The organism is Sorangium sp. So ce834, assembly GCF_051521425.1.
GTDB classification, from domain to species: domain Bacteria; phylum Myxococcota_A; class Polyangia; order Polyangiales; family Polyangiaceae; genus Sorangium; species Sorangium cellulosum_D.
Genome location: NZ_CP150351.1, coordinates 5,077,449 through 5,099,508, shown reverse-complemented (window position 1 = coordinate 5,099,508; position 22,060 = coordinate 5,077,449). Strand labels below are relative to the sequence as shown.

The 22,060-nt window shown below is 74.0% G+C and carries 17 protein-coding genes; 4 read left to right on the top strand and 13 right to left on the bottom strand.

Annotated elements, in window-relative coordinates; translation table 11 throughout:
* The first annotated feature begins 149 nt into the window (after positions 1–149).
* Together WMF20_RS18485 and WMF20_RS18480 are read left to right on the top strand one after the other, a co-directional pair.
* The gene (locus WMF20_RS18485; RefSeq protein ID WP_437615382.1) at positions 150–1,202 is read left to right on the top strand and encodes an RluA family pseudouridine synthase; all 1,053 of its coding nucleotides are present in this window, start codon (positions 150–152) and stop codon (positions 1,200–1,202) included.
* 288 nt (positions 1,203–1,490) lie between these two features.
* Positions 1,491–2,468 carry a hypothetical protein gene (locus tag WMF20_RS18480; RefSeq protein ID WP_437615380.1) on the top strand — a complete coding sequence of 326 codons (978 nt, stop codon included), beginning with the start codon at positions 1,491–1,493 and terminating at the stop codon, positions 2,466–2,468.
* A 75-nt stretch (positions 2,469–2,543) separates the two neighbouring features.
* On the opposite strand, the gene WMF20_RS18475 is transcribed toward WMF20_RS18480, so the two are convergent.
* Genes WMF20_RS18475 through WMF20_RS18440 form a run of 8 tightly spaced genes read right to left on the bottom strand, consistent with a single transcriptional unit; the run spans position 2,544 to position 13,897 of the window.
* Positions 2,544–2,957 (bottom strand): PAAR-like domain-containing protein, encoded by a 414-nt coding sequence (locus tag WMF20_RS18475; RefSeq protein WP_437615378.1) that lies wholly within the window; start codon positions 2,955–2,957, stop codon positions 2,544–2,546.
* Between the two features lie 14 nt (positions 2,958–2,971).
* Positions 2,972–3,847 carry a DUF3540 domain-containing protein gene (locus tag WMF20_RS18470; RefSeq protein ID WP_437615376.1) on the bottom strand — a complete coding sequence of 292 codons (876 nt, stop codon included), beginning with the start codon at positions 3,845–3,847 and terminating at the stop codon, positions 2,972–2,974.
* A gap of 20 nt (positions 3,848–3,867) precedes the next feature.
* Positions 3,868–5,862, bottom strand: coding sequence for a pentapeptide repeat-containing protein (locus tag WMF20_RS18465; protein ID WP_437615374.1), 1,995 nt, complete (start codon positions 5,860–5,862; stop codon positions 3,868–3,870).
* Positions 5,859–8,297 (bottom strand): DUF2169 family type VI secretion system accessory protein, encoded by a 2,439-nt coding sequence (locus tag WMF20_RS18460; protein ID WP_437615372.1) that lies wholly within the window; start codon positions 8,295–8,297, stop codon positions 5,859–5,861. The genes WMF20_RS18465 and WMF20_RS18460 overlap by 4 nt, the downstream gene beginning before the upstream one ends.
* A gap of 7 nt (positions 8,298–8,304) precedes the next feature.
* Complete coding sequence (locus WMF20_RS18455) at positions 8,305–10,131, bottom strand: hypothetical protein (protein ID WP_437615370.1); 1,827 nt, start codon at positions 10,129–10,131, stop codon at positions 8,305–8,307.
* Between the two features lie 38 nt (positions 10,132–10,169).
* Positions 10,170–10,838, bottom strand: coding sequence for a COMM domain-containing protein (locus WMF20_RS18450; protein ID WP_437615368.1), 669 nt, complete (start codon positions 10,836–10,838; stop codon positions 10,170–10,172).
* Positions 10,839–10,858: 20 nt separating this feature from the next.
* On the bottom strand, positions 10,859–12,295 hold the full coding sequence (locus WMF20_RS18445) for a type VI secretion system Vgr family protein (protein WP_437615366.1): 1,437 nt from the start codon (positions 12,293–12,295) through the stop codon (positions 10,859–10,861).
* A gap of 39 nt (positions 12,296–12,334) precedes the next feature.
* Positions 12,335–13,897: a DUF2169 family type VI secretion system accessory protein gene (locus WMF20_RS18440; RefSeq protein ID WP_437615364.1), complete on the bottom strand. Its 1,563-nt coding sequence runs from the start codon at positions 13,895–13,897 to the stop codon at positions 12,335–12,337.
* Positions 13,898–14,279: 382 nt separating this feature from the next.
* Here WMF20_RS18440 and WMF20_RS18435 point away from each other — a divergent pair, with 382 nt between their 5' ends.
* Positions 14,280–16,238 (top strand): molybdopterin-containing oxidoreductase family protein, encoded by a 1,959-nt coding sequence (locus tag WMF20_RS18435; protein ID WP_437615362.1) that lies wholly within the window; start codon positions 14,280–14,282, stop codon positions 16,236–16,238.
* Between the two features lie 135 nt (positions 16,239–16,373).
* Here the strand turns inward: WMF20_RS18435 and WMF20_RS18430 are convergent, their stop codons facing one another.
* Together WMF20_RS18430 and WMF20_RS18425 are read right to left on the bottom strand one after the other, a co-directional pair.
* Positions 16,374–17,975: a hypothetical protein gene (locus WMF20_RS18430; protein ID WP_437615360.1), complete on the bottom strand. Its 1,602-nt coding sequence runs from the start codon at positions 17,973–17,975 to the stop codon at positions 16,374–16,376.
* 77 nt (positions 17,976–18,052) lie between these two features.
* Entirely contained in the window at positions 18,053–18,577 is a 525-nt protein-coding gene (locus tag WMF20_RS18425; RefSeq protein ID WP_437615358.1) for a DUF4126 family protein, read from the bottom strand.
* 98 nt (positions 18,578–18,675) lie between these two features.
* On the opposite strand from WMF20_RS18425, the gene WMF20_RS18420 reads away from it, so the two are divergent.
* Positions 18,676–19,182, top strand: coding sequence for a DUF4112 domain-containing protein (locus WMF20_RS18420; protein WP_129575578.1), 507 nt, complete (start codon positions 18,676–18,678; stop codon positions 19,180–19,182).
* A gap of 35 nt (positions 19,183–19,217) precedes the next feature.
* On the opposite strand, the gene WMF20_RS18415 is transcribed toward WMF20_RS18420, so the two are convergent.
* From WMF20_RS18415 to WMF20_RS18405, 3 genes are all read right to left on the bottom strand, one after another.
* Positions 19,218–20,318 carry a glycoside hydrolase family 5 protein gene (locus WMF20_RS18415; protein WP_437615356.1) on the bottom strand — a complete coding sequence of 367 codons (1,101 nt, stop codon included), beginning with the start codon at positions 20,316–20,318 and terminating at the stop codon, positions 19,218–19,220.
* Between the two features lie 209 nt (positions 20,319–20,527).
* Positions 20,528–21,232, bottom strand: a complete 705-nt coding sequence (locus WMF20_RS18410) for a Bax inhibitor-1/YccA family protein (RefSeq protein WP_437615354.1) — start codon at positions 21,230–21,232, stop codon at positions 20,528–20,530.
* Positions 21,233–21,627: 395 nt separating this feature from the next.
* Positions 21,628–21,972 (bottom strand): hypothetical protein, encoded by a 345-nt coding sequence (locus WMF20_RS18405; protein ID WP_129575577.1) that lies wholly within the window; start codon positions 21,970–21,972, stop codon positions 21,628–21,630.
* Positions 21,973–22,060: the final 88 nt, after the last annotated feature.

Genomic DNA, 22,060 nt, shown 5'->3' with positions numbered 1-22,060 from the left:
GACGATCGGCCGCCGACGGAGGCCGCGGCGCGCGAGCCTGTCGCGCGCGCTCCGCGGGGCGGGCGCGGCGCGTCGCGGGGCCGCGGGCGGGCGGGGATTTTCCGCGCCCCCGGCCGGCGCTTTTGCTAAAGGCGAGGGGCACTCGACCCATGACCAGGATCAGCGCGCGCGAGCTCGCCGGCACGAGCGGCCCCTTCGGCCGCGGCACCGAGGTGGTGCGGCCGGAGGAGGTGCCGGAAGGGTCGGTCGTCACCGTGCTCCGCGTGCCGCCCGAGTCGGCGGGCATGCGGCTCGACCGGTTCGTGCAGTCGCAGCTCAAGCGGACGAGCCGCACGCGCGCCGCCGAGATCGTCGCCCGCGGCGCCTACTCGCCCGAGGCGCGGCGCCTGCGCGGCAGCGATCGCGTGCGGCCGGAGCAGTGCATCCTCCTCTGGCGCGCGCCGTGGGACGAGCAGGCGCCCGACACGGCGATCCCGGTGCTGCACGAGGACGACGCGCTGCTCGCGGTGAACAAGCCGCCGAGCCTGCCCGTGCACCCCACGGCGCGCTACCACAAGAGCACCGTCATCAAGATGATGGAGGCCGCGCGCCCCGGAGAGCGGCTGTTCCTGGCGCACCGGCTCGATCGCGAGACGAGCGGCGTGCTCCTCCTCTGCCGCACGCCCGAGGCCGATCGGACGGTGAAGGCGCAGTTCGAGGAGCGCACCGGCGTCCTCAAGCGCTACGTGGCGATCGCCTGGGGCTGGCCCGAGCGCGACGATTTCCGGGTCGAGCTGCCGCTCGAGCTCGACACCGAGAGCCGCTACAAGGTGAAGATGCGCGTCGCGCCGCCGGGCCGCGGCCTCGCGTCCGCCACCGCGTGCGAGGTGCTGGGCCGCCGCGCCGATCCGCTCACCGGCCGGCGCTACTCCATGATCCAGTGCACGCTCGAGACCGGCCGGCAGCACCAGATCCGGGTCCACCTCGCGTCGAGCGGCCTGCCGCTCGTGGGCGACAAGCTCTACGGGCCGGACGAGGGGCTGTTCGCGCGCGGCGCCGACGGCGAGCTCACCGACGACGACCGCCGCGCGCTCGAGCTCGACCGCCACGCTCTCCACGCCGCGCTCCTGGAGCTCACGCACCCGGCGACCGGCGAACGCGTGCGCATCGAGGCGCCGCTCTCGGACGATCTGCGCACCTTCTGGGACGCGCTCGACGCGTGATCCGCGCCCGCCGATGAGGGCCGCCTCCCGGGGCGGGCGACGCCCCGCGTGCGAGGCCGACGCCCTCCGTGCGAGGTCGACGCCGTGACGCAGGGTCGACGCCGCCGCGCGGGGTCGACGCCGCCGCGCAGGGTGGTCGACGCCGCCGCGCAGGGTGGTCGACGCCGCCGCGCAGGGTGGTCGGCGTCGCCGCGCAGGATCGGCGCCGCCGCGCGCGGGGCGGAGGACGATCGCGGCGAGCGGCCGCGGATCTTGTGCCGTCGTGCCGACTTACGTACGATGACCCGGATGACGCGTGCGCGAGACGACCTCGAGGCGCTGCGGGATCCTGCGCTTCGGTCCACACCGCTCGAGGCCGAGAGCACCGCCCAGAGCACGGCGTCCGGTCCGATCGAGACCGGTCCGGAAGAGACACTGCAGGCCGCCGGGGCGCCCCCTCCGGGGGAGCGCCCCCGTGCGGAGGGCGAGCGCCCCGAGACGAACCAGCCGCAGCAGGCGGGCGCGGAGCAGCCGGGCTCGGAGCGGGCGGAGCCGGCCTCGTCCGCCAGCGTCGAGCCGCTGTCCGTCGAGCCGCGCTCAAGGGGCGACGAGAGCCTGGATCGGGAGCGCTACGAGCGGTACGCGATGCCGGCGAGCGACCTCCCTGCGGCCAACGTGCAGGCCTTCCGTGGGGACGCGGGCGGGGTGCTCGCGATCGTCCGGCGCGCCGTGCAGTCCGTGACGCGCGATCCGGCGCGCCACCGGCGCCGGCTGCCGAAGTCTCGCTTCGACGCGATCCGCAGCCTGCCGGAGCTCGCGATGGCGCTCGACTACGCGGTGGCGCGGATGCAGCCCGAGAGCGCGCCGCCGGCCGAGGTGACGGAGCGGCTCGACCAGCTCTACGAGGCGCTGCGCCCGACGCTCGCCGCGGCCGAGGCGTGCTTCCCGCGCGGCATCGTCCCGGAGACCTACGGCATCGTCCGGCGCGCGCTCGTCGCCGGCGATCCCGCGAGCGCGGCGGCCACCATCACCAACCTCATCCTGGACCGGTGGAACCACGTGCAAGGACGGATCTCCCTCACCCGGGAGGAGGTGACCCGGATCAACGGCACCGCGAAGTGGCTGCTCAGCAACACCCGCGCGCCGGAGCGCGTCGACTCGCGCGACATCCGCGATCGGCTGTGGTCGCTGCTGCGCGAGCGCTACGAGCAGCTCCGCGCGATCGCCCAGGAGGTCTCCGGCGACGACTCGCGCGACTACGCCCCCGAGCGCCTCGCCGCGGACTGAACACCTTCCTCATCCACGCACCACCGTAGGCCCCCGGGGCGTGCAGCTCGGCAGCCCCTCCTCCGGAGCCGCGGCCTACATCGCGACAGACACCTTGGTCTGCGATGGAGACGACTGCACGCCCGCGGGCATGTTGGCGTTCGTGCCGTTGTGCGCGGTCATGCACGTCTGGAAGACGACCGGCTGCCCCTCCACCTTGACCTTGGCCGACCCCTGCTTGAACTGCACGGGGCCCTTGATCGTGCCGGAGACCACGCCGCCCGCCGCCCCGGCCTCGTCGCCGGCGCTCATCGGGATCACCGTCTGCTTGGTGATCACCGGCTGGTTCAGCACCTTCACCTTCTTCGCGCAGGTCCCCGGGTTGGCCTGCACGAGCTGCGCGGTGTTCGGGTAGGGCACCGGCACGGGCGGGGCCGGCGGCGCCGGGGTCTTGCACGTGTCCGGGAAGGCCTCGCAGGTCCCTCCCTGCCTCGTCGCGATGGGAAACATCAGCCCTCCTCCGCTCACCCGAGGTGGATGCGCTTGCCGTCGATCTTCACGTCGTCCTCGGCCTCGATCGAGGCGTGCCCCCCCTTGACCGAATAGGCCCCGGAGGCGCGCGTGCGCACGCGCCCGGCCAGGAGCTCGTCGAGGTCCTCGACGCGGCGGAAGGAGCGCTTGAGCCGCTCGAAGACGTGGGTCGCGAGCGTCTCCATCCGGTCCGCCACCACCTTGACCTGCTCGACCGCCGCCGAGAGCTGGACGCCTCGATAGCTCGCCTCGGCGAAGAGCACCTCGGCCCGCTCGCCGACGAGCTTCACCGCGCGGGCGCCGAGGCGCGCCTCGGTCTGCCCCAGCGCGAGCGACGGCCGCGCGCTCGCGTCCCCGTCGCCGGCCTCGAGCGTCACCCCGCCCGCGCCGCGGCACCGGATCGCGCCCCCGGCGACGAGATCGATGTTCCCCTGCGGCGCGGCGAGCGCGAGATCGCCCGCGGGCACGGAGAGCAGGCCGCGGCCGAGATCGGGGCGATACTCGAAGACCAGGCGCCCGGCCGGGTCGCGCACCTCGATGCGCTCGCGCTCGCCGTCGGTGGACACGGCCGCCGAGGCGCCGGACCGCGTGGTGAGCCGCCGCTCCGAGGCAGGGGCCGCCTCGTCGCCGAGCACGCCGATGACGTAGCAGCGCTCGAGGTCCTCTCCGGTCACCAGCACGTGACGACCCACCTCGATCCGGGGCAGCGGGGAGATCGCCATCACCGCGCTCAGCTCGAGGGCGCGGCCGTCGTGCTCGATGCGCACGACGCATCGCTGCTCGTTCGCGACCTCGACCACGGCGGCGCGCCTCACGTAGCTCGCGGTCGCTTCCTTCGGGCTCACGCTGGACAAGGAAAGCTTCGACATCGTCCCTCCGCCTCGGGTGACTACGCGCTGGGCGGCTGCCAGTCCTCGGCAGCGGCCAGATCCGGATCGGTGCCCCGGGCCTGCTCGCGGTTCGCGAGCGCCCAGAGCGCGCCGGGATCGTCGATCCGGTGCAGGTTGGCGCCCGCCACGTCGGCCTGCGCGAAGTCCGCTTCCGCGAGCCGCGCGTGCGAGAGATCGGCGTAGCCCAGCCGGGCCCCGCAGAAGAGCGCGCGCGGAGCGTCGACGCGCACCAGGATGGCCTCGCGCAGATCGGCCCCGGTCAGGTTCGCGCCCCCGAGCGCCGCCCCCTCGAGGTACGCCCTGCGGAGGTTCGCCTCGCGCAGGTCGGCCTGCTGCAGTTTGCTCCCGCCGAAGTTCGCGGCCTCGGCGTCGGCGCGGCTCATCGACGCGCGGTGGAGCGCAGCGCCGCTCGCGTCCGCGCGGGTCAGCGTGGCGCCGTGCAGCCGCGCGCCCGTGAGATCGGCGCCGGAGAGATCGGCGTCGGTGAGATCGGCGCCCGACAGGTCGGCGCCGCGGAGATCGGCGCCCGCGAGGCGGCAGCGCACGAAGGCGTTGGCCTCGAGCTTGACCTTCGAGAGATCGGCGCCCGAGAGATCGACGCCCGTGAGCCTGGCCCGCCGGAGATCGGCGCCCGCGAGCTTCGCGCCCGCGAGCCTGCTCGCCCGCAGGTGGGCCCCGGCGAGGATCGCGCCCTCGAGGACGGCGCCGCTCGCGTCGCACCCGTCGAGCACCGCGCCCTCGAGGCTCGCGCGCGAGAGCTTCGCGCCGGTGAGCGTGCCGTCGGTGAGCGCCGTCCGGTCGAGGACCGCGTCCGTCAGGTCGGCCCTCGTGAGATCGACGCCCTCGGCCGAGATCCCGCGCAGCTCGGCGCCGGCGAGGATCGCGCCGGTGAGGTCGGCCCCGTCCAGGATCGCGCCGTCGAGCCTGGCGCACGAGAGCTTCGCCGCCGACAGCGAGGCCCTGGCGAGCCGCGCCCGTCGGAGGTCGGCGCCGCCGAGCTCGCACCCGCGGAGGTCGGCGCCGGTGAGATCGACGCCCGCGAGCTTCGCGCCCGCGAGGTCGCTCCCCGCGAGCTCGGCCCGGGCGAAGCTGCCGCCGGTGAGATCCATGCCGCGGAGGTCGCAGCGCGCGAGCCGGCCGCCGCCGTGATCGCCCGCGAGCGCGCCCAGCGCGGAGAGCGACGCGCCCTCGAGCCGGAGGCGGTCGACCCGCGCGCCCGCGAGCGGTGGCGCCGCGGGCGTGACCTCGACGAGGGCCGCGCCGTCGAGGTGCGCTCCGTGGAACGACGCGCCGCCGAGGTCGCAGCGCTCGATCCGAGCGGCGCGGAGGGTCGCGCGATCGAGGCGCGCCGCGGAGAGGTCGCAGCCCGAGAGCGCGGCCCCCGCGAGGTGCGCGCCGGAGAGATCCACGCCGGCCAGCTTGCCGTCGCTGACGGAGGCCCGGTCGAGCCGGGCGCCCTCGAGCGACGCCCCGGTGAGCGTGCAGCGCTCGAGGATCGCGCCGGTGAGATCGGCGCCGGCGAGCCGCGCCCCGGCGAGATCGACCCCCTCGAGCACGGCCCCCTGGAGCCCCGCGCCCGTGAGGTCGGCGCCCCCCAGGTCGAGGAGCCGGCGCTGCAGGCCGCGCACGCCCGCGCCGGCGAGCGCGTCGATCTGCTCGCGCGCCAGCCCGGCGGCGCGGAGCGGGACCTCCACGGCGGCCTCGCGATCCACCGCAACGTCGAGCGAGCTGAAGACCGCGCCCGCGAGATCGGCGCCCGCGAGCTTCGCGCCGTGGAGGTCGCACGAGATGAACATCGCCCCCGCGAGCCGCGCCCCCGAGAGATCCGCGCCGGCGAGGCGGACGCGATGGAGCGCCACCTTCTCGAGGGGCGCGCCGCGCAGGTCGGCGCCGGCGAGGTCGATCTCCGGCAACACCGGAGGCCCCGGCGCCGGGCTCGCGCGGAGGCGGTGGAGCAGGGCCGCCACGTCCTTGCCGGGGGCGCCCGCGGTCATCCCGCGCTCCGCCCGGCGAGCTTCGTCGCCTTCAGGTTCGCGCCGTCGAGCCGCGCCTCGACGAGGATCGCGTCGAGCAGCTCGCACCCGTACAGGTTCGAGCCGCGGAGGTCGGCGCGGGTCAGGTTGGCCTGCTCGAGCGTGCCCTGGAACAGGTTGACCGCGGTGAGCAGCGCCGCGTCGAGCTTCGCCTTGCTCAGGTTGGCGTTCTTGAGGACGGCGCGGTGCAGGTTCGCGCCCGACAGGTCGGCGCCCGAGAGATCGGCGCGGATCAGGGTCGCGCCGCGCAGATCGGCCTCGCGGAGCGACGCGCCGGTCCAGCTGGACCCGTCGGCCCTCGCCGCGCGGAGATCGACGCGCCGGAACGACGCGCCGTCCACGGCGCGCGCGCCCGTGAGATCGGCCTCCGCCATGGAGACGCGCTCGCCCGAGGCGCCGTGGAGCGAGGCCTCGCGCAGCGACGCGCCGCCGAGCTGGGCGCGATCGAGCGCGCAGCCCGTGAGATCGGCCGCGTCGAGCGAGGCGCCGCGCAGGTCGGCGGCGGTGAGCCTCGCGCCGCGGAGGCGGGCCCCTCGGGCGTTCGCACCGCGCGCCCGGATCTCCGCGATGTTGGCGCCGCCGAGCTCGGCCTCGCGGAGCGACGCGCGCTCGAGGTTCGCCTGCGCGAGCGTGGCGCCCGTGAGATCGGCCTCGTCGAGCCTGGCGCCCGGGAGCGCCGCGCCGCGGAGGCCGGCCTCCGAGAGGTTGGCCGCGGAGAGGTCCGCGCCCGTCAGATCGGCGCCGTAGAGCTCGGCCTGGACGGCGACGGCGCGCGCGAGCGAGGCGCGCGTGAGATCGGCCCGCTCGAGGCGGGCGCCCGTCAGATCGGCGCCGTCGAGGCGAGCCTCTCGGAGGCGGGCGCCCGTGAGATCCGCGCGCGTGAAGACGAGCCCGCGCAGGTCGAGCTCCGAGAGATCGAGGCCCGCGAGCTTCGCGCCGGCGAAGCTCCGCCCGCCCTTCGCGCGCGCCGCGACCTCCTCGCGCGTGAGCGCGGCGGCGGCGGCGGACGGATCCTCGGGCCGCGCCGGCTCGTCGAGCAGCGCGGGATCGTGGCCGTGCTCGATGAGCAGCCGCCGCGTCTGCTCGCGCGAGTCGCGCTCGAGCCGCGCCGCGGCCTCCGGATCGTGCCGCAGCTCTCCGATCGCGATCGCGAGGAACGCGTCGGGCGAGGTGACGCCGCGCAGCCGCTCGATCACGTCGCGCGGGACCCCGGATTTCTCGAGCATCGCGCGCGCCTGCGCGAGCCCGGCGACGATGTCGGGGTCGACGTCGCCGGGCTCGCCCTGCTCGCCGTCGGGCGCGCCGGGCACGCCGGACGCGCGCGGCTTCGCGGCGATCTCGGGCGCCTCCGGGCGCCGCCACGACGCGGGCTCGCGGTAGCGAGAGGCCGGGAGCGGCGGCTCGGCGAGCGGCTCGGTGACCAGCAGGATCCGTCGGAGCTCGTCGTGATCGCGCGACGCGATCGGGGTGAGGCCGCGCCAGACGAGGGCGAGCCGGCCCGCGTCCATGTCGATCCAGAGCGTGTCGAGGTGGAGCGACACCTCGCGGATCTCGGCCCCGCCGCGCGCCGCGGCCTCCACGAAGCAGCGCGCGCGCAGGCCGGGCAGCTGCGATTCGTAGCGCGGCAGCTCGGGGTGCAGGTTCTCGAGCGCGATCGCCTCGTCGCCGCGCAGATAGCCCGCGATCTGCTGATCGCGCGGGGCGGCGTTGAAATAGCCCCAGTCGAAGTCCTCGGGGAGGCCGGGCCAGCGCTCGGCCAGCCAGCGATCGTCGTAGGTGCCGACGCCGGCGGTGCGCTGCGCCCACGTCCGCTCGATCGGGCCGAAGCCCGCGGGCTCCGGGGTCTGCCGCGGCGAGTCGATCAGGCTGCCGGGCAGCTCCAGGTTGGGCAGCGGCCAGCGCTCGACGCCGGCGGCGGTCTTGACCTTGCCGCGGCCGCGCCCGAGCGGGTTCTTCGCGAAGCCGTCGCCGCCGAAGCTCAGCTCGTACCGGAGCGGCATCGCGCGGAACGGCCGCGGCTCGGTGGCGACCTCGCCGTCCCAGATCCGGTCGCCGATCACCGCGATCTGCTTGCGGAGGCGGCCGACCTCCAGCGCGGCGTACGAGACCCGCTGCGCCTCGCCGCGGGGCGTGCGGCAGGTGCCGACCAGGAGCACGTCGGCGCGCGGCTTGAAGTAGGCGAAATCGGAGGCGTAGACGAGGCTCTTCCCGGGGTCGTCGTCGAGGTGGCGATCGCTCTCGAGCAGGAGCCGATCGCCCGGCGCGGCGAGCGCCGCCGGCGCGTTCGGGGCCAGCGTGAAGGTGCCCTTGACGATCACCGTCAGGCTGGTCGCAGGCGGTCGCACCCGGCCCACGAGCCAGCCGAGCTTGAGACCGGTGTCGTTGAGGATCTCCACGCGCGGCCTACTGGATGGTCAGCGCGTTGTTGGCGCCCAGGGTGATCTGTCCCTGGATGTTGGCGCTCGAGCTCTTGAGCCGGATGTTGCCGCCGGTCATCAGCTTCAGGACCGCGCTTCCGTCCTCCGTCTGGAGGTAGATGTCCTTCCCCGCGTTGACGACGATGTCCGCGTCTGAATCGAGCTCTAGATAGGAGTTCTTGACGTTCCCGAGGAACACCGCTCCTGGCCCGCCGTCGTCCTCCCCCACGTAAATCGCGCTCTGCCTCGCGCCCGCCGCGTCGTTCTGCCCGATGAGGATCCCCTTCTTGTCCATCTTGATCTCGGCCTGCGATTTCGGGTCCCCGGCCTTGTCCTTCAGCGCGACGACCACCGAGGCGACGAGCCCGACGGCGAACGCGGCCGCCGCGCCCCCGAGGCACCCGGCGGGGACGGCGGCCACGCCGCTGCTGTCGACGGTCCCCGCGGCGGTGCACCCCGAGAGGACCGCCACCGGGACGGCGGTCGCGGCTGCGATCCCGGCGAGCACCGCGTTCCGGCTCCCCCCGACGCCCTCGTGATCGGCCTTGATGCGCAGGTGGATCTCCTCGCGCGCCTTGAGCTCGTGATCGCCCGCCGTGCTGATCTCCTTGCCCGCGACGTTCGAGTACTTGAGGCCAGCGCCGAACTCGACGGTCATGCCCACGCTCGCGGTCAGCGCCAGCGCCAGGCTGAGATCGATCTTGCCGCCGAGGAAGACCGTGTTCGTCATGCCGAACATCGCGTCGAACTTGTAGCCGCCGTAGAAGCTCTCGGTGTCGCCGAAGGTGTAGGAATCGCTGGAGTTGTGGCCCATCTCGCGCTTGCGCCAGGTCTTCTTCCCGGCCGCGTACACGTCCTGCTCGAAGAACTCGACCCGATAGACGGGATCGGCGTTGTACACCTCGAGCGTGCCGGCGCCGAGGTTGAGGCGGTACTTGCCGCCGACCGTGTCGGTCTTGTTCCCGCCGACGAGGACCGTCTCGTCCAGCTGGATGCTCTCCCGGTTGTTGCCGCGGACCACGAGCGTCCGGTCGCCGTCGGTGTACTCGAACCAGCCCGGGTACGTCTTGGCCGGGTCTCCGGCGCGGAGGTCGTCGGCGTTCTGCACGCCCGGCTTCGTCTTCGTGCCGTCCGCGGGGTCGGGGTGCGTGAACGAGTCGAGCAGGGCGTTCTCGGTGGTCGAGTCCGACGCGCCGATGCGGAAATAGCTCGTCTGCGTGCCCGTGGCGTCGTCGTAGTCGGGGGTCTTGAGGATGAGCCAGGTCCCGGTGACGCTGAATTTCACGTACTCGATCGACGCGCTCACCACGCTCGACTCGTTCCCTGCGCTGTCCTGGAACTGGGCACTCACCGTCTTCTGGCCGTAGCCGTCCGAGAGCGTCCACCACACGCTGGCGGTCGCGGGTTGCCAGGCTCCCCACGCGCCACCCTCGTTCTTGAGCCGCACCTTCGCGACGGGGGAGGTCCCGTCCGTCGCGTCGAGCGTGAGGGCGACCTGCCGCGTCGCCGTGTCCGCGGCCCCGCCGTTGATCGCGATCGAGGCCGCCGTCGGGGCCGCGGTGTCCAGCGTGATCGAGGCCGACCCGGAGCCGAGCACGGTGGACCCGCCGTCGCCGAACTGCACCGAGACCGTCTTCTCGCCGTCGCCCGACGGCAGGGCGTAGCTCGTGGAGGCCGAGAACGTCGCCCACGCGCCGAAGGTCGCGCCATCGCTGCTGAACCGCATCCGCGTCGCGCCCGCGGGCGCGGTGAGGGTGAGCGTGACCGACGTCGAGCTGGTGTAGCTGGCGCCATCGTTGATCTTGATGCTCATGGCCTGCTCCTCGGGTGGTCCTCCGGCCCTCGCGGCGCCTATCCCTGCGCCTTCGGCTCGCCGGAGGGCGGCCGCGGCGCGCCGGCGATCATCCGCTCGATCCGGTCGCACGCCTCCTTGATCTGCCCGAGCGCCGGCGGCGCCACGTAGATCGTCGTGCGCTCGTCGCGGCCCCCGTCGCGCAGGCGCAGCGTCAGCACCGCGAGCGGCGCGTCGAGGTGCACGCCCCGGTCCGATCCGGCGATCCGGTCGACCCGCCAGTCGAGCCCGACCAGCACCTTGCCGTGATCGAAGATCGACTCCTCGAGGATACCCCGGCGGATGACGGCCTTCGCCGCCTCGTACCACGAGAGCACGACGACGCCGCCGCGCGCGTCGTCGCCCGAGAGCGCCGCGACGTCCTCGGCGACGTCGGCCGCGGCCAGATCGAGGCTGCTGGCGCGCGAGAGCACGAAGCGGCACACGCGCAGGCTCGCTTGCAGATCCGGCGCCGAGAGGTCGTAGAGCCGGCAGAACGCCTCCGCGCGCTTCTCCATCACCGCGTCGACGGCGCCGGCGAGGCTCGGCGCCAGGATCTCCCAGAGGGCCTGGCGGGCCTTGTCCGGCAGGTCGAGGAACCGCCTCCAGTCGCGGACGACGTCGGCCGGCGCGGGCTGGCCGTCGAGGCAGCGGAGGCGCGCCTCGAGAGGGGCGGGGGCTCGGTTCATGCGGGATCCTCCATCTCGTGTCAGCGTCGGTCGCGGATCTCGATCGTCGCCCCGGCGGCCGTCGTGATGCGGTGGCGATCGGCGAGCGCGGCGTTGACGGCCGACGGCGCCGCCGCGTTCGGGACCGCGCCGACGATGATCGGCCGATCCGGATCGCCGTCGGCGAAGACGAGGAGCACCTCGGCGCCGGGCCGCAGCGGGAAATGCATGCTGTGGTTCGGCCCGGCGAAGGGCTGCGCCATCCGCACCGGGTGCGAGCTCTTCTGCTCCCCCGGGAGCGCCGTGTCGAAGTGGAACTGCACGGTGTAGCGGCCGTCGCCGTCGAGGCGCGCGACGCCGCCGGTCTCGCCCTCGGGGCCGGGCTGCACGACGCCGGTGACGAACCCGTGGATGCGCGGCCTCGGCGTCCGCCGCGGGGGGCGGTAGTGGATGCGCGCGGGCACCGCCGTGAAGGTGTTCGCGTAGGACGCCGCCACGTCCGCCTCGTCGAAGGTGGGCAGCGTCGCGGTGTGCTCGACCGCGACGAGGAGCAGGCCCTCGGGCGCCTCGAGCCGCGGGTGCTCCCGCAGGATCGTGCGGTGCCCGGCGCTGAACTCCGGCCGCGAGCTCTTGCCCTCGTAGACGCGCTGCCCCGAGAGGCGCTCCTCGGCGCGGATCTGGGCGAGCTCCTTCGCCTCCTCGGCCGTCTTGACGTGGCTGCCGTACTCGACGATTCCCCCGCCCGACGCCCCCTCGAGCGTGTGATACGCGGCGAGATCGAGCAGCGGCTTGCGGTAGTTGTAGTCGTGCACCACGTACGCCGAGGGGACGAGCTGGCTCGTCACCTCGAGGGCGAAGACGTCGGACGCCTCGCCGCGCGGCCGGAACTGCACCTCCGCGGCGCCCTGCACGGGGCGAATGCCCCCCGGGTGATCGGTGAAGACGAGGACGTCGCGGTCGCCCCGGTGCTCGAAGAAAAAGCAGATCCCGAGGTGCTCGGCGAGGCGGCTGATGAAGGCGAGATCGCTCTCCTTGTACTGCACGATGAGCTCGCGCAGCGGGTACGCCTTGAGGAGGCGAAACTCGACGTCGCCCGCGCCGAGGCCGTGCCGCTCGAGCTTGCGCCGGATCACGTCCGGCACGCTCGCATCCACGTAGATCTCCTGCGTCTCGACGAGCGTCAGCCTGAACGCGCGCGGGACGACGCGGAGGCGGTAGGCGCGGCGCTCGGCGGCCGGGTCCAGGCGATCGAGGATCTGGCCGAGGATGCCGTGGATCCGGCGGATCTCCTCGCCCTCGATGAGGACGACGACGCTGATCGGGGCCCCGGGGACGGCGTCTTCGGGCAGGTCCCGCTGCGGATCGCACACCACGTCGAGGTCGAACGAGAAGACCCGGGAGATCTCCTCGCGCCCCGAGAGCGCGCGGACCTGCACGCCCGCCCACGGGGCGCCGGCGGCTTCGACGAGGATTTCCATGGCTCGGCTGGTCTCTTGGGCGTGGTGAGGGACCGCCACCTACGGGCGCCCCTTGCTGGAACCGTAGATGACCTGCTGGATGTCGAGCTTCTGCGGCTTCGGGGCCTTGCGAGGCGGCGCGGGCTCGACCGCGCGGTCGCTCGCGGCGCCGCCCCAGGGCGATCGCGGCGCGGGAGCGGCGGCGGGCGCCGCGGGAGCGGCGGTGGGCGGCGGCACGGGAGCGCCCGCCGCGGGCGACGGAGCCGCAGCGGCGGCGGGCGGCGCAGGAGCTGCGGCCGCTTTCGCGGGAGCTGCGGCCGGTGGCGCGGGAGAAAGCCCGGTGCGTCGAAACGGGAGGAGGCTCTCCGCGAGGGCGCGATCCTGGTCCTCGGAGGAGAGCGAATGGGTCTCCGCGACGGAACGCCGCTGCGGTGGGCGTGGCGCCTGCGGGCTGGGCGCCGCCGCGGGCGACGGCGCGGCCCCGGGCCGGAACGGGAGCGGGGCCGCCGACCCGGCGGGGGCTCGGCTCGTCGGCGCGGCGGACGCATCGAGGCGCCGCGCGGCGCCGCGCGGCTCGCGCGCCTCGACGTCCTCGCCGAGCAGCTCGATCGTCGCCCCGGCCTGCTCGGGCGCCGCGGCCGCGCGCGTGGCGGCCATCGCCATCTCGGCTGGGGCCAGCCACGCGGGCGGAGTGCCCGGCAGCTCGACGCCGACGACGACGCGCACCGCCGCGAGCGCTGCTTCACCCGCGAGCGGGAAGCTGCGGCGCCAGAGCAGCGAGCACGACTGCCGGTCGCCGTCGACGTGCAGCGTGTCGAGCACGAGCTCGAGCGGCTGCCCCTCCCTGACGCCGAACGCGGAGAGGCCGTGGACGCGCGCGAGGGCGCGCGCCCCGGGGAGGCGCGTCCGCAGCACGGGGAGCGTCGGGTGGAGCCCCTGGAGCGCGAGCCACTCGTCGCCGCACAGGGCTTCGACCCGCTGATCGGGGGGGGCCGCCTGGAAGTAGCTCCAGTCGAAGTCGTCGGGGATCTCGAGGATGGCCGCCTCGAGCGCCTTGCGGGTCGTGCGCCCGAGCAGCCGCGTGCGCGACGGCCACACGCTCCCGAGCGGCGCGAAGCCCGCCGGGCGGTCGCGCCGCGCGGGGTCCAGGACGGTCGGGGAACGGGTGCCGAATGGGTTGTCGGCCATGCCGATCCCCCCGAACGCGCGCTCGTAGACGAGGGGGATCGCCTTGCCCTCGCCGCCGGGCTCGATCGAGAGCGCCTTGTCGAGGATCGGGCGCTCGCCGGCGAAGAGCGCGAGGCGCGCCGAGAAGGGCGCGGCAGGCAGGCCCGGCGGCGCGTGCGCGTGGCCGGTGAAGAACACGTCGACGCGCGCGAGGTAGGGCGCGAGGTCGCTCGTCAGCCGGACGCTGCGGCCCGGGTTGTTGTGATGGTGGATGTCGGCATGGATGATCCCCTGCGGCTCGACGGGGATCATCTTTGCGCCGTCGACGAAGGCGAAGGTCGCCTTGGCGATCACCGTGAGGTTGAGCCGCCCTCGCGCGCGCCACGCGACCCCCGCGACGGCCGCGCCGGGAGGCGCCCCGATCGCGCTGGGAGTGAGCGAGGTCTCCGGCTTCACCGCACCATGAAACCACCGGGGCATCGCGAGGGTCAAGCCCGCCACCGACGACGCCGACGCGCCGTCGCGACGTCCGCCCGACCGCTCGCCGACGACGTTCCTCGGCCTCGCAGCGCGGGTGAAGGCGGGAGGGGCCGGCGACGACGGCAGGCTCCGAATCCGGTGAGGGGTCCAATCCATCCATCGGTGTTGGACATCGCTCTCTGTTGGACATCGCCCTCTGTCGGACATCGCTCTCGGCGAGAGAGCACCCATGTCCGACCGATACCGCTGACAGCGCGCGATCGACGTCCGTGCCAGCATGGAGGAGCCCCCTCGCCGCTCTGGGCGACGCAGGGCCGCTCGGGTGTACCGCCGCGCGCGCCTGATCTAGACTGCCGCCGTGCAGGAGCTCCGCAAGACCGTCTGCAACCGCGACTGCCCCGACGCCTGCAGCATCGTGGCCACCGTGGAGGACGGCCGCGTCGTGCGCCTCGCCGGCGACCCGGACCACCCGATCACGCGGGGCTTCCTCTGCCACCGCACGTCGCGCTTCCTGGAGACGCAGTACTCGCCTGAGCGCCTGACGACGCCGCTGCTCCGCAAGGGCGGCGAGCTCGTGCCGGTCTCCTGGGACGAGGCGCTCGACACCGCGGCCGAGCGGCTGCTCGCGATCCGCCGCGCGTCGGGCCCGGCCGCGATCTTCCACTACCGGAGCGGCGGCTCGCTCGGGATGCTCACCGGGATCGCCGACGCCTTCTTCGCGCGGTTCGGGCCGGTCACGGTCAAGCGCGGCGACATCTGCTCCGGCGCGGGCGACGCCGCGCAGCTCGCCGATTTCGGCGAGGAGGACAGCCACGACCTCGCCGACCTGAAGAACGCCCGGCACATCCTCCTCTGGGGCAAGAACGTCTTCACGTCGAGCCCGCACACGCTGCCGGTGCTGCGCGAGGCGAGGGCGCGCGGCGCGGAGCTCGCGCTCATCGATCCGGTGCACCACAAGACCGCGTCGCTCTGCGCGGCGTTCTACCAGCCGCGCCCGGGCGGCGACTTCGCGCTCGCCATGGCCGTCGCCCGCGTGCTCTTCGACGAGGGGTGGGTCGATCCGCGCGCCGCGGAGTACTGCGATCACCTCGACGAATTCCGCGCGCTCGCGCGGCGCCGCTCGGTCGCCGCGTGGTGCGGCGAGGCCGACGTGCCCGAGGCCGCCGCGCTGGACCTCGCGCGCCGCCTCGCCGACAGGCCCGCGGCGATCCTCGTGGGCTGGGGCATGGGCCGGCGCACCACGGGCGGGGCGATCGTGCGCGCCCTCGACGCGCTCGCGGCCGTGAGCGGCAACCTCGGCATCCCCGGCGGCGGCGTCTCGTTCTATTTCAAGCGGCGCGGCGCGTTCGATCTCTCGCCCTTCGCGGGCGATCGCCCCCCGCCCCGCACGGTCTGCGAGCCGCTGTTCGGGCAGGAGGTGCTCCGGATGAGCGACCCGCCGATCCGCGCCGTCTGGGTGACCGCCGGCAACCCGGTCGCGATGCTGCCCGACTCGCGCGCCGTCGCGGAGGCGCTCGCGACGCGCGAGCTCGTCGTGGTCGCCGACTCGTTCCTCACGGACACGGCGCGGCTCGCCCACCTCGTGCTGCCCACGCGGACGCTCCTCGAGGCCGACGACGTGCTCGGCGCCTACGGCCACCACTACCTCGGCGTCGCCACGCCCGTGGTCCCGCCCCCGGACGGGGTGAAGAGCGATCTGGAGATCATGCAGGCGCTCGCGCCGCGCGTGGGCCTCGGCGACGCGCTCGACGGCAGCGCCCGCGACTGGAAGCGGCGGGTCGCCGAGCCGAAGCTCGCGCCGCTCGGCGTCACCCTCGAGGCGCTGGAGCGCGGGCCGGTGCGCAACCCGCTGGCGCCGGAGGTGCTGTTCGAGGACCGCAAGTTCCCGACCCCGAGCGGGCGGGTCAACCTCATCACCGAGGGGCCGGAGGAGCGGGAGGATCCCGACGCGCGCGAGCTGCCGCTCCTGCTCATGGCGCTCTCCACCGACAAGTCCCAGTCGTCGCAGTGGGCCAGGCCGCCGCAGGGCCCGGCCGTCGTGACGGTCCACCCCGACGCGGCGGGGGGCGTGGCCGACGGCGCCGTCTGCCGGGTCGTGTCGCGCGTCGGGGCGATGACGGTGCGGCTGCGCCACGATCCCGCGCAGCGCCGCGACGTGGCGTTCATCCCGAAGGGCGGCCACCTCCGCGACGGCCGCTGCGCCAACGCGCTGATCCGCGCCCGCACCACGGACATCGGCGAGGGCGGCGCGCTCTACGAGGAGCGGGTGCGCATCGAGCCAATCGCGCCGGCGGATCGGCCCGAGCCCGCGCCGTAGGCGGCCCCGTCCGCGGTCGCCGCGGGCGCGACGGCTCCCCGGCTCGACACCGCCGCCGAGCGGCTCGCGGCGCAGCTGCGGGCGCTGGGCGTCGAGCCGGACGAGGGCGGCGGCTGACCGGCGGCGCGCCGCCGCTCAGTCCTCCTGCGCGGGCGCCCGCATCGGCTCTCGCGGCGTGGCGCGCTCGGGCGGAGCCGCGGCCGAGCCCTCCACGGCGTCCCCGATCTCGCGCGCCACGTCCTCGACCGTGCGCAGGCTGATCCGCCCGGCGAGGACCAGGGTCGCGCCGATCTCGCGGCAGTCGATCGGGTCCAGCCGCACGGGCGACGCGAACGCGTTGACCGCCGCCATCTGCCCCGCGGCGTAATCGAAGCGCGCGCCGAACACGAGATCGCCGTACCGCGTGTAGGACACCAGGCCGAGCGACGCGTGCACGCCGCTCATCCGCTCGAGGAAGAGCTTCGACTCGGCGGACATGGGGCCCCGCAGGCCCGACAGCGCGTTGAAATCGGTGATGGCGCCGCCGAGCAGGCTGAGGTCGCGCGTGAGGAACACCTCGGCGCCGAGCCCCACGTTGACGATGGGCGCCGCCCCCTCGACGAGGTCGAGCCGGCTCCGCCTCCGGCTCGTCACCGCGCCCCCGTCGACCGCGATCTCCTCCCGATCGACGGAGGCCCGCGCGAACTCCCGCTGGCCGAGGTAGAAGAAGCCGTCGAGCTCCAGGCGCAGCCTGCTCCACTCCGCGCTCGCGCCGACCGCCAGGCGCGCCGGCGACGGGGCCACGAAGTCCCCTTCCCCGGCCCAGGTGCGGACCGACGCCGTCGCGGTGGCGAGCGTGTCCTGATGGCTCGCGTCCAGCGAGTCGAAGAGGTGCACGCTGGGCGTCCGCACGCTGATCCCGGCGGAGAACACCGGGCTCAGCCGGTACGTCACCCCGAGGTGCGCGAGCCCGTCCCAGGAGTCGCCGGAGAGGGCGGCCTGGTACGTCACGCTGCTCGCCGAGCCCGCGCCGGTGTCCTCCACGAGGCTGGCGACGTCGAGCGAGCTCGTGTAGCGGGTGCGCACGGCCGAGAGCGAGACGCCCACGGCGAGGCGCTCGGTGGCGCGGTAGCTCCACGAGGGGCCGGCGCTGAAGCGGCCCCACGCGTAGCGGAACGTCTGCGCCTGGTTCACGCGGCGCGCGGCGGACTCCCCGGAGAACGCGAGCGCGTCGAACCCGAACTCGTTCTCCTCGGTCTTCGCGAGGCAGGCGGCGACGGTCTGGCGGCCGACCCGCGCCCGCCGCGGCGCCGCGTCGCGCGCGCCGTGCTTCCAGTCGAAGAAGTAGCACGTCGCGTCCGGGAGGGAGTCCAGGCCCTGATCGGTCACCGTCGCGCGATCGAGCCGGAGATCGCCGTACAGGGCGGCGTCGACCGGACCTGGCTGGTGCCACGCGTCCAGCGTGCGGTGCGCGTAACGGAAGAACGCCGACGAGAACGCGATGTTGCGGTCCTCGATGCGGATGATGGTGGCCGGGTTCAGGAAGGGCGCGGCGCCGTCGACCCCCAGCACGACCCCTGTGCCCCCGAGGAGCGCCGATCGCCCGCCGAGGAGCGCGGACTCGTACCGCCCCTGCGCGCGCGCCGCGGAGGCGCCGAGCGTCGCGACGAGCGCGCCGGCGACGCCGAGCAGCGCCCCGCGCGCTCCGGAGCGGCGGACGCGGGCGCGCGGGCTCGGCGGCATGGCGGGCGCCAGCATGGATCGCGGCGCCGTGACCGCAACGGCAGCGGCGCCCCGCTGTGGCAGGACGCGACGTGCGCGCTCCGCGATCGGCACTAGCGGCGCGCCGCCAGCGCGCCCAGGCCGAACGCGATCGCGTCCTCGGCGGCGGCAGCGACGGGCCCGGGGATGCGCGTCCCGCGGTCGAGCCACGCGCGGGCGCGGTTGCCGACGAGCGCGCCGATCGCGGCGGCCGCCGCCCCGATCACGGCGCCGGCGACGCGCATGTTCTTGTCGGGGCTCTGCGTGCCGACGGCGGCGCCCAGGACCGCCCCGATCACGAGGCGCGCGCCGAGCGGCCCCGGGGCGAGGCGGCTCGGCGTCGAGGGCAGCTTGTCGAACAGCAGCTCGCCGCCCGCGAGGACGGTCAGCGCGCGCTGCGCCGCGGGCGAGCGGAGCGCCCGCCAGAAGCTCCCGCGCTGGCCGTCGAACGCGCCGCGCCGCGCGCTGGCCGCGAGGATCCTCACGCCCAGCATGGAACGCATTCCCGTCACCAGCCCGAGCCCCGCGGCCTGCCCCAGGAGAAGGATCTCCGAGGTGCGCGACCGCCGGGCGCCTCCCACGACCGTTGTCGTCTCCATGGAGGTACCGCAGAAGCAACGCATATGCCCTGGTTGGCCCGGGGCGCGCGACGTAGATTGCGAGGGAGAGCTCCCCCGACCTCGGAGACCGGTCCGCCATGCCTGTGACCCCCCTCGCCACGCTGAAGACCGTCGATCTCGAGGACGAGCGGCTGAAGCGCCTGAACGCGCTCAGCGACTTTCTGGACAACGCGATCCGCATCCCCGGCGTCGGCTACCGGGTCGGCTACGACGCGGTGATCGGGTTGATCCCGGGGGTCGGGGATCTCGTCGGCTTCGGCCTCTCGATATACATCGTGCTCGCGGCGGCGCGTTACCGTCTCCCCGCCTCGACGGTGCTGCGGATGATGCTCAACGTGGGCCTCGAGACGCTGATCGGCACGATTCCCGTCCTGGGCGACCTGTTCGACGCGGCCTACAAGGCGAACGCGCGCAACCTGGACCTCCTGCGGTCGCACCTCGCCGCGCGCGCCCAGGGCGGCGCGCGCCCCTCGGATCTCGGCTTCTACGCGGGGCTGGCGGTGGCGGTGGGGGGCGTCCTCGCGCTGACGGGCCTGCTGCTGTTCTCGCTGGTGCGTGCCCTTCAGGGCCTCCTCGGCGCGTGACGCGACGCCCGCGGGCCGCGTCCGCGGCGACGGCGCTACCGGGTCGACGCCGACAGGTGCGCCTGCAGCGAGATCATCTGCGGTGTGTCGGCGCCGTCGCGCGGCTCGAGGGAGGTGAAGTAGCTCTTCCAGGAGGGCCCGGCCGCCCAGTAGGTCCAGCCCACGTAGACGTCCTTGTTCTGCTCCAGGTAGATCGCGACGTTGGCGATGGCCTTCAGGCATACCGCGCCGGAGCCGCCGCTGAACTCGCCGAGGAATCCCTTCTTCCGGTGCTTCCTGAGCCACGCCGTGAACCCCTGCAGGCGCTCGACCCCGACGGTCTCGCTGACGCAGGTGGGCGACTTTCCCGAGGAGTCCTCGTCGAGGTGCTGGTGGACCTCGAACGCGACGTAGCCCTTCGGGTCGGCGATCTTGAGGAGCGCCTCGGCGTTCGAGGTCCCGTAGAAGGTCGCGTCGAAGCTGTGCGCGCCTGACCACCCGTTGCCGGGGACGAGGATGAGGTTCGTCGCCCCGGCGGCGCGGATGGAGACGATCGCGGCGTTGGCCGCCTCGATCCACGTCTCGGTCGGCATGTCGTGCGGCTCGTTCATGAGGGCGAACACGACCTTCGTGTTGCCCTTGAACTCGACGGCCAGCCTCCCCCAGAACTCCGCGAAATCCGTGATGGGGATCTCCGCGCCCACGATGCCCGTCCCGTAGCGAGCGTAGTTGTGCACGTCGAGCACCACGTAAGCGCCCTTGGCGGTCAGGTTGTTGACGGTGGTCGTGAGCCGGTTCAGCTCCGGCGCGTTGAGCGGCTGATTGCGCGCGGGCTGCAGGCGTTCCCAGCGGAACGGCACCCGGAAGGTGTTCATTCCCTTGGCGATGAAGTAGTCCGCGGACGTGTAGCCCTTGGAGAACGCGGGATCGGGGTAGTTGTAGTGGACCCCTGGCGTCCCTGGCAGGTTGCCCTTGCCGAAGGCATCGACGCCGAACTCGGCGCCCGCGAGGCTGATCCCTCGAAGCGCGAGCGGCTTCTCGAGGAGCTCCGCGTCCACCGCGCCCGTCCCCTGATTCTTCTCAGCGCCCTCCCCCCGGCACCCTCCCAGAGCGGCCCCGATCCCCGCCACCAGCGCCCACGCGACCGCTCTCCTCACAGGTCCACCTCGGCCCCGATAAGACCCCGGCGCCCCCAGAACTGCAAGCCTCCCCCCGTCTTCTCCGCTCGGCACGACGCTGGCCGAGCGGGGTGCACGCGCACAGGAGACGGGCCCACCTCGGCGTTTTCGGCGCGCAGGCGTACTGGAGTACGCCTGCGCGCCGAAAACGCCGAGGTGGGCCCGTATCCGCAGCGCGTGCGCCCCGCTCAGTTGCGGGAGCTGGTGAAGAGGCGGAGGACGTACCAGAACAGCATGGCGACGGACGCGAAGAGCTCGAGCGCGGCGCCGACGTACCGGTCCTCGGGGAAATGGTGCAGGACGTTCGACGTGTCGTAGAGGATGGCGGCGCCGGCGAACGCGACCATGGCGACGCTGAAGAACGTGCCGAGCTGGAAGCCGAACAGCAGCGAGGCCCCGATGAGGACGAGCGCGCAGATGCCGCCCCAGCGCAGGAGAGCGCCGAGGAACGAGAAGTCCTTGCGGGTCACGAACGCGATCGCGGTGAGCCCGGCGAAGCCGACCATCGTGACCATCGCGGCGCTCTGGATCGCGCCGGGCGCGACCATGTCCGCGATGTACAGGAGCGGCACGAAGATGATCGCCTGGGCGACCACGTAGCCGGCCAGCGCGGCGTACTGCGCCGGCTTCGACACCGAGGTGTGCGCCGCGCGGCTGGCCAGCCAGCTCACGAGCATGAACGCTCCGAGCACCACCAGCCAGCTCGTGCCCATCATCGCCCTGGCGATGACCGAGGCGGCGCCGGTCTTGAACAGCGCGACCTCGATCCCGGCGAAGAGCACGATCGCCCCGAACAGGTGATTGTACGTTCGCACGAGGAAGCGCTCGCGCGAGTCCGCGGCGGCACGGATCACCGAAGAACGGCCCCCGTATCCTACGTAGTTCTGGTCCATGTTCCCTCTCTGGTAGGCCTCGACGTTCGGCGCTACGCTTTCGGCTTCGGCTTTCGAAGCTAGCACGCGGCATGCCCGGCCCGCACGCAAACGCTCGCGACACCGCGGCCCGCGGAGGACGCGCAACGCCACGACGCCGTGAGCAACGGCACAGGAGCCCAGCCCTCCGCCGCTCGCCCGGGCCAGACCGGGGACCGCCCCATTTTGCCCCACCGGTGCCGCGGGACGCCGGAACGGCTCGTCCGACGCCGCGGCGCGACGAGGAAAAGCCGGGGCCGCCCCATTTTGCCCCACCGGCACCGCGGACGCCGGCACGGCTCGTCCGACGCCGCGGCGCGATGAGGAAAAGCCGGCCTCGGTGCCTTCGCTGCGTCGAGGTCCCCTGAACGATCGACTTAAATCCCCTTGGGGATCTTGTCGAGGTCCACCTGGGAGAGCGCATGTCGGATCAGCGCGCTCCGGTTGGCCTTCGTCATGCCGCGCGCCTTGAGGGCGCTGACCATGTCGTCCAGCCTCTCGAGATCTTCGGTGTACATCGAGATACAGATGACCTTGTAGTGCTGCGGTCGCTCGGGCGGCGGCGCAGCCCCCGGCTCGGCCGCAGCGCCGGTCGTCCGGCCCTTCGCGCGCGAACGCGGCGCGTCCGTGGGTGTATAGAACGCCCCAGACAGAACCCCTTCCACCTCGTCGCGATCGAGCAGCGCCCGCGCGGCGCCCCCGAGATCGCCTTCGCTCTTCATTGCTTCCTCCAGCTCCCTGCCCGGTCGAGGCGCCGCGAGTGCGGGCCCTTCATCCAGCGGGACCCCGCGGTTGCGGGTCCCTTCCTCA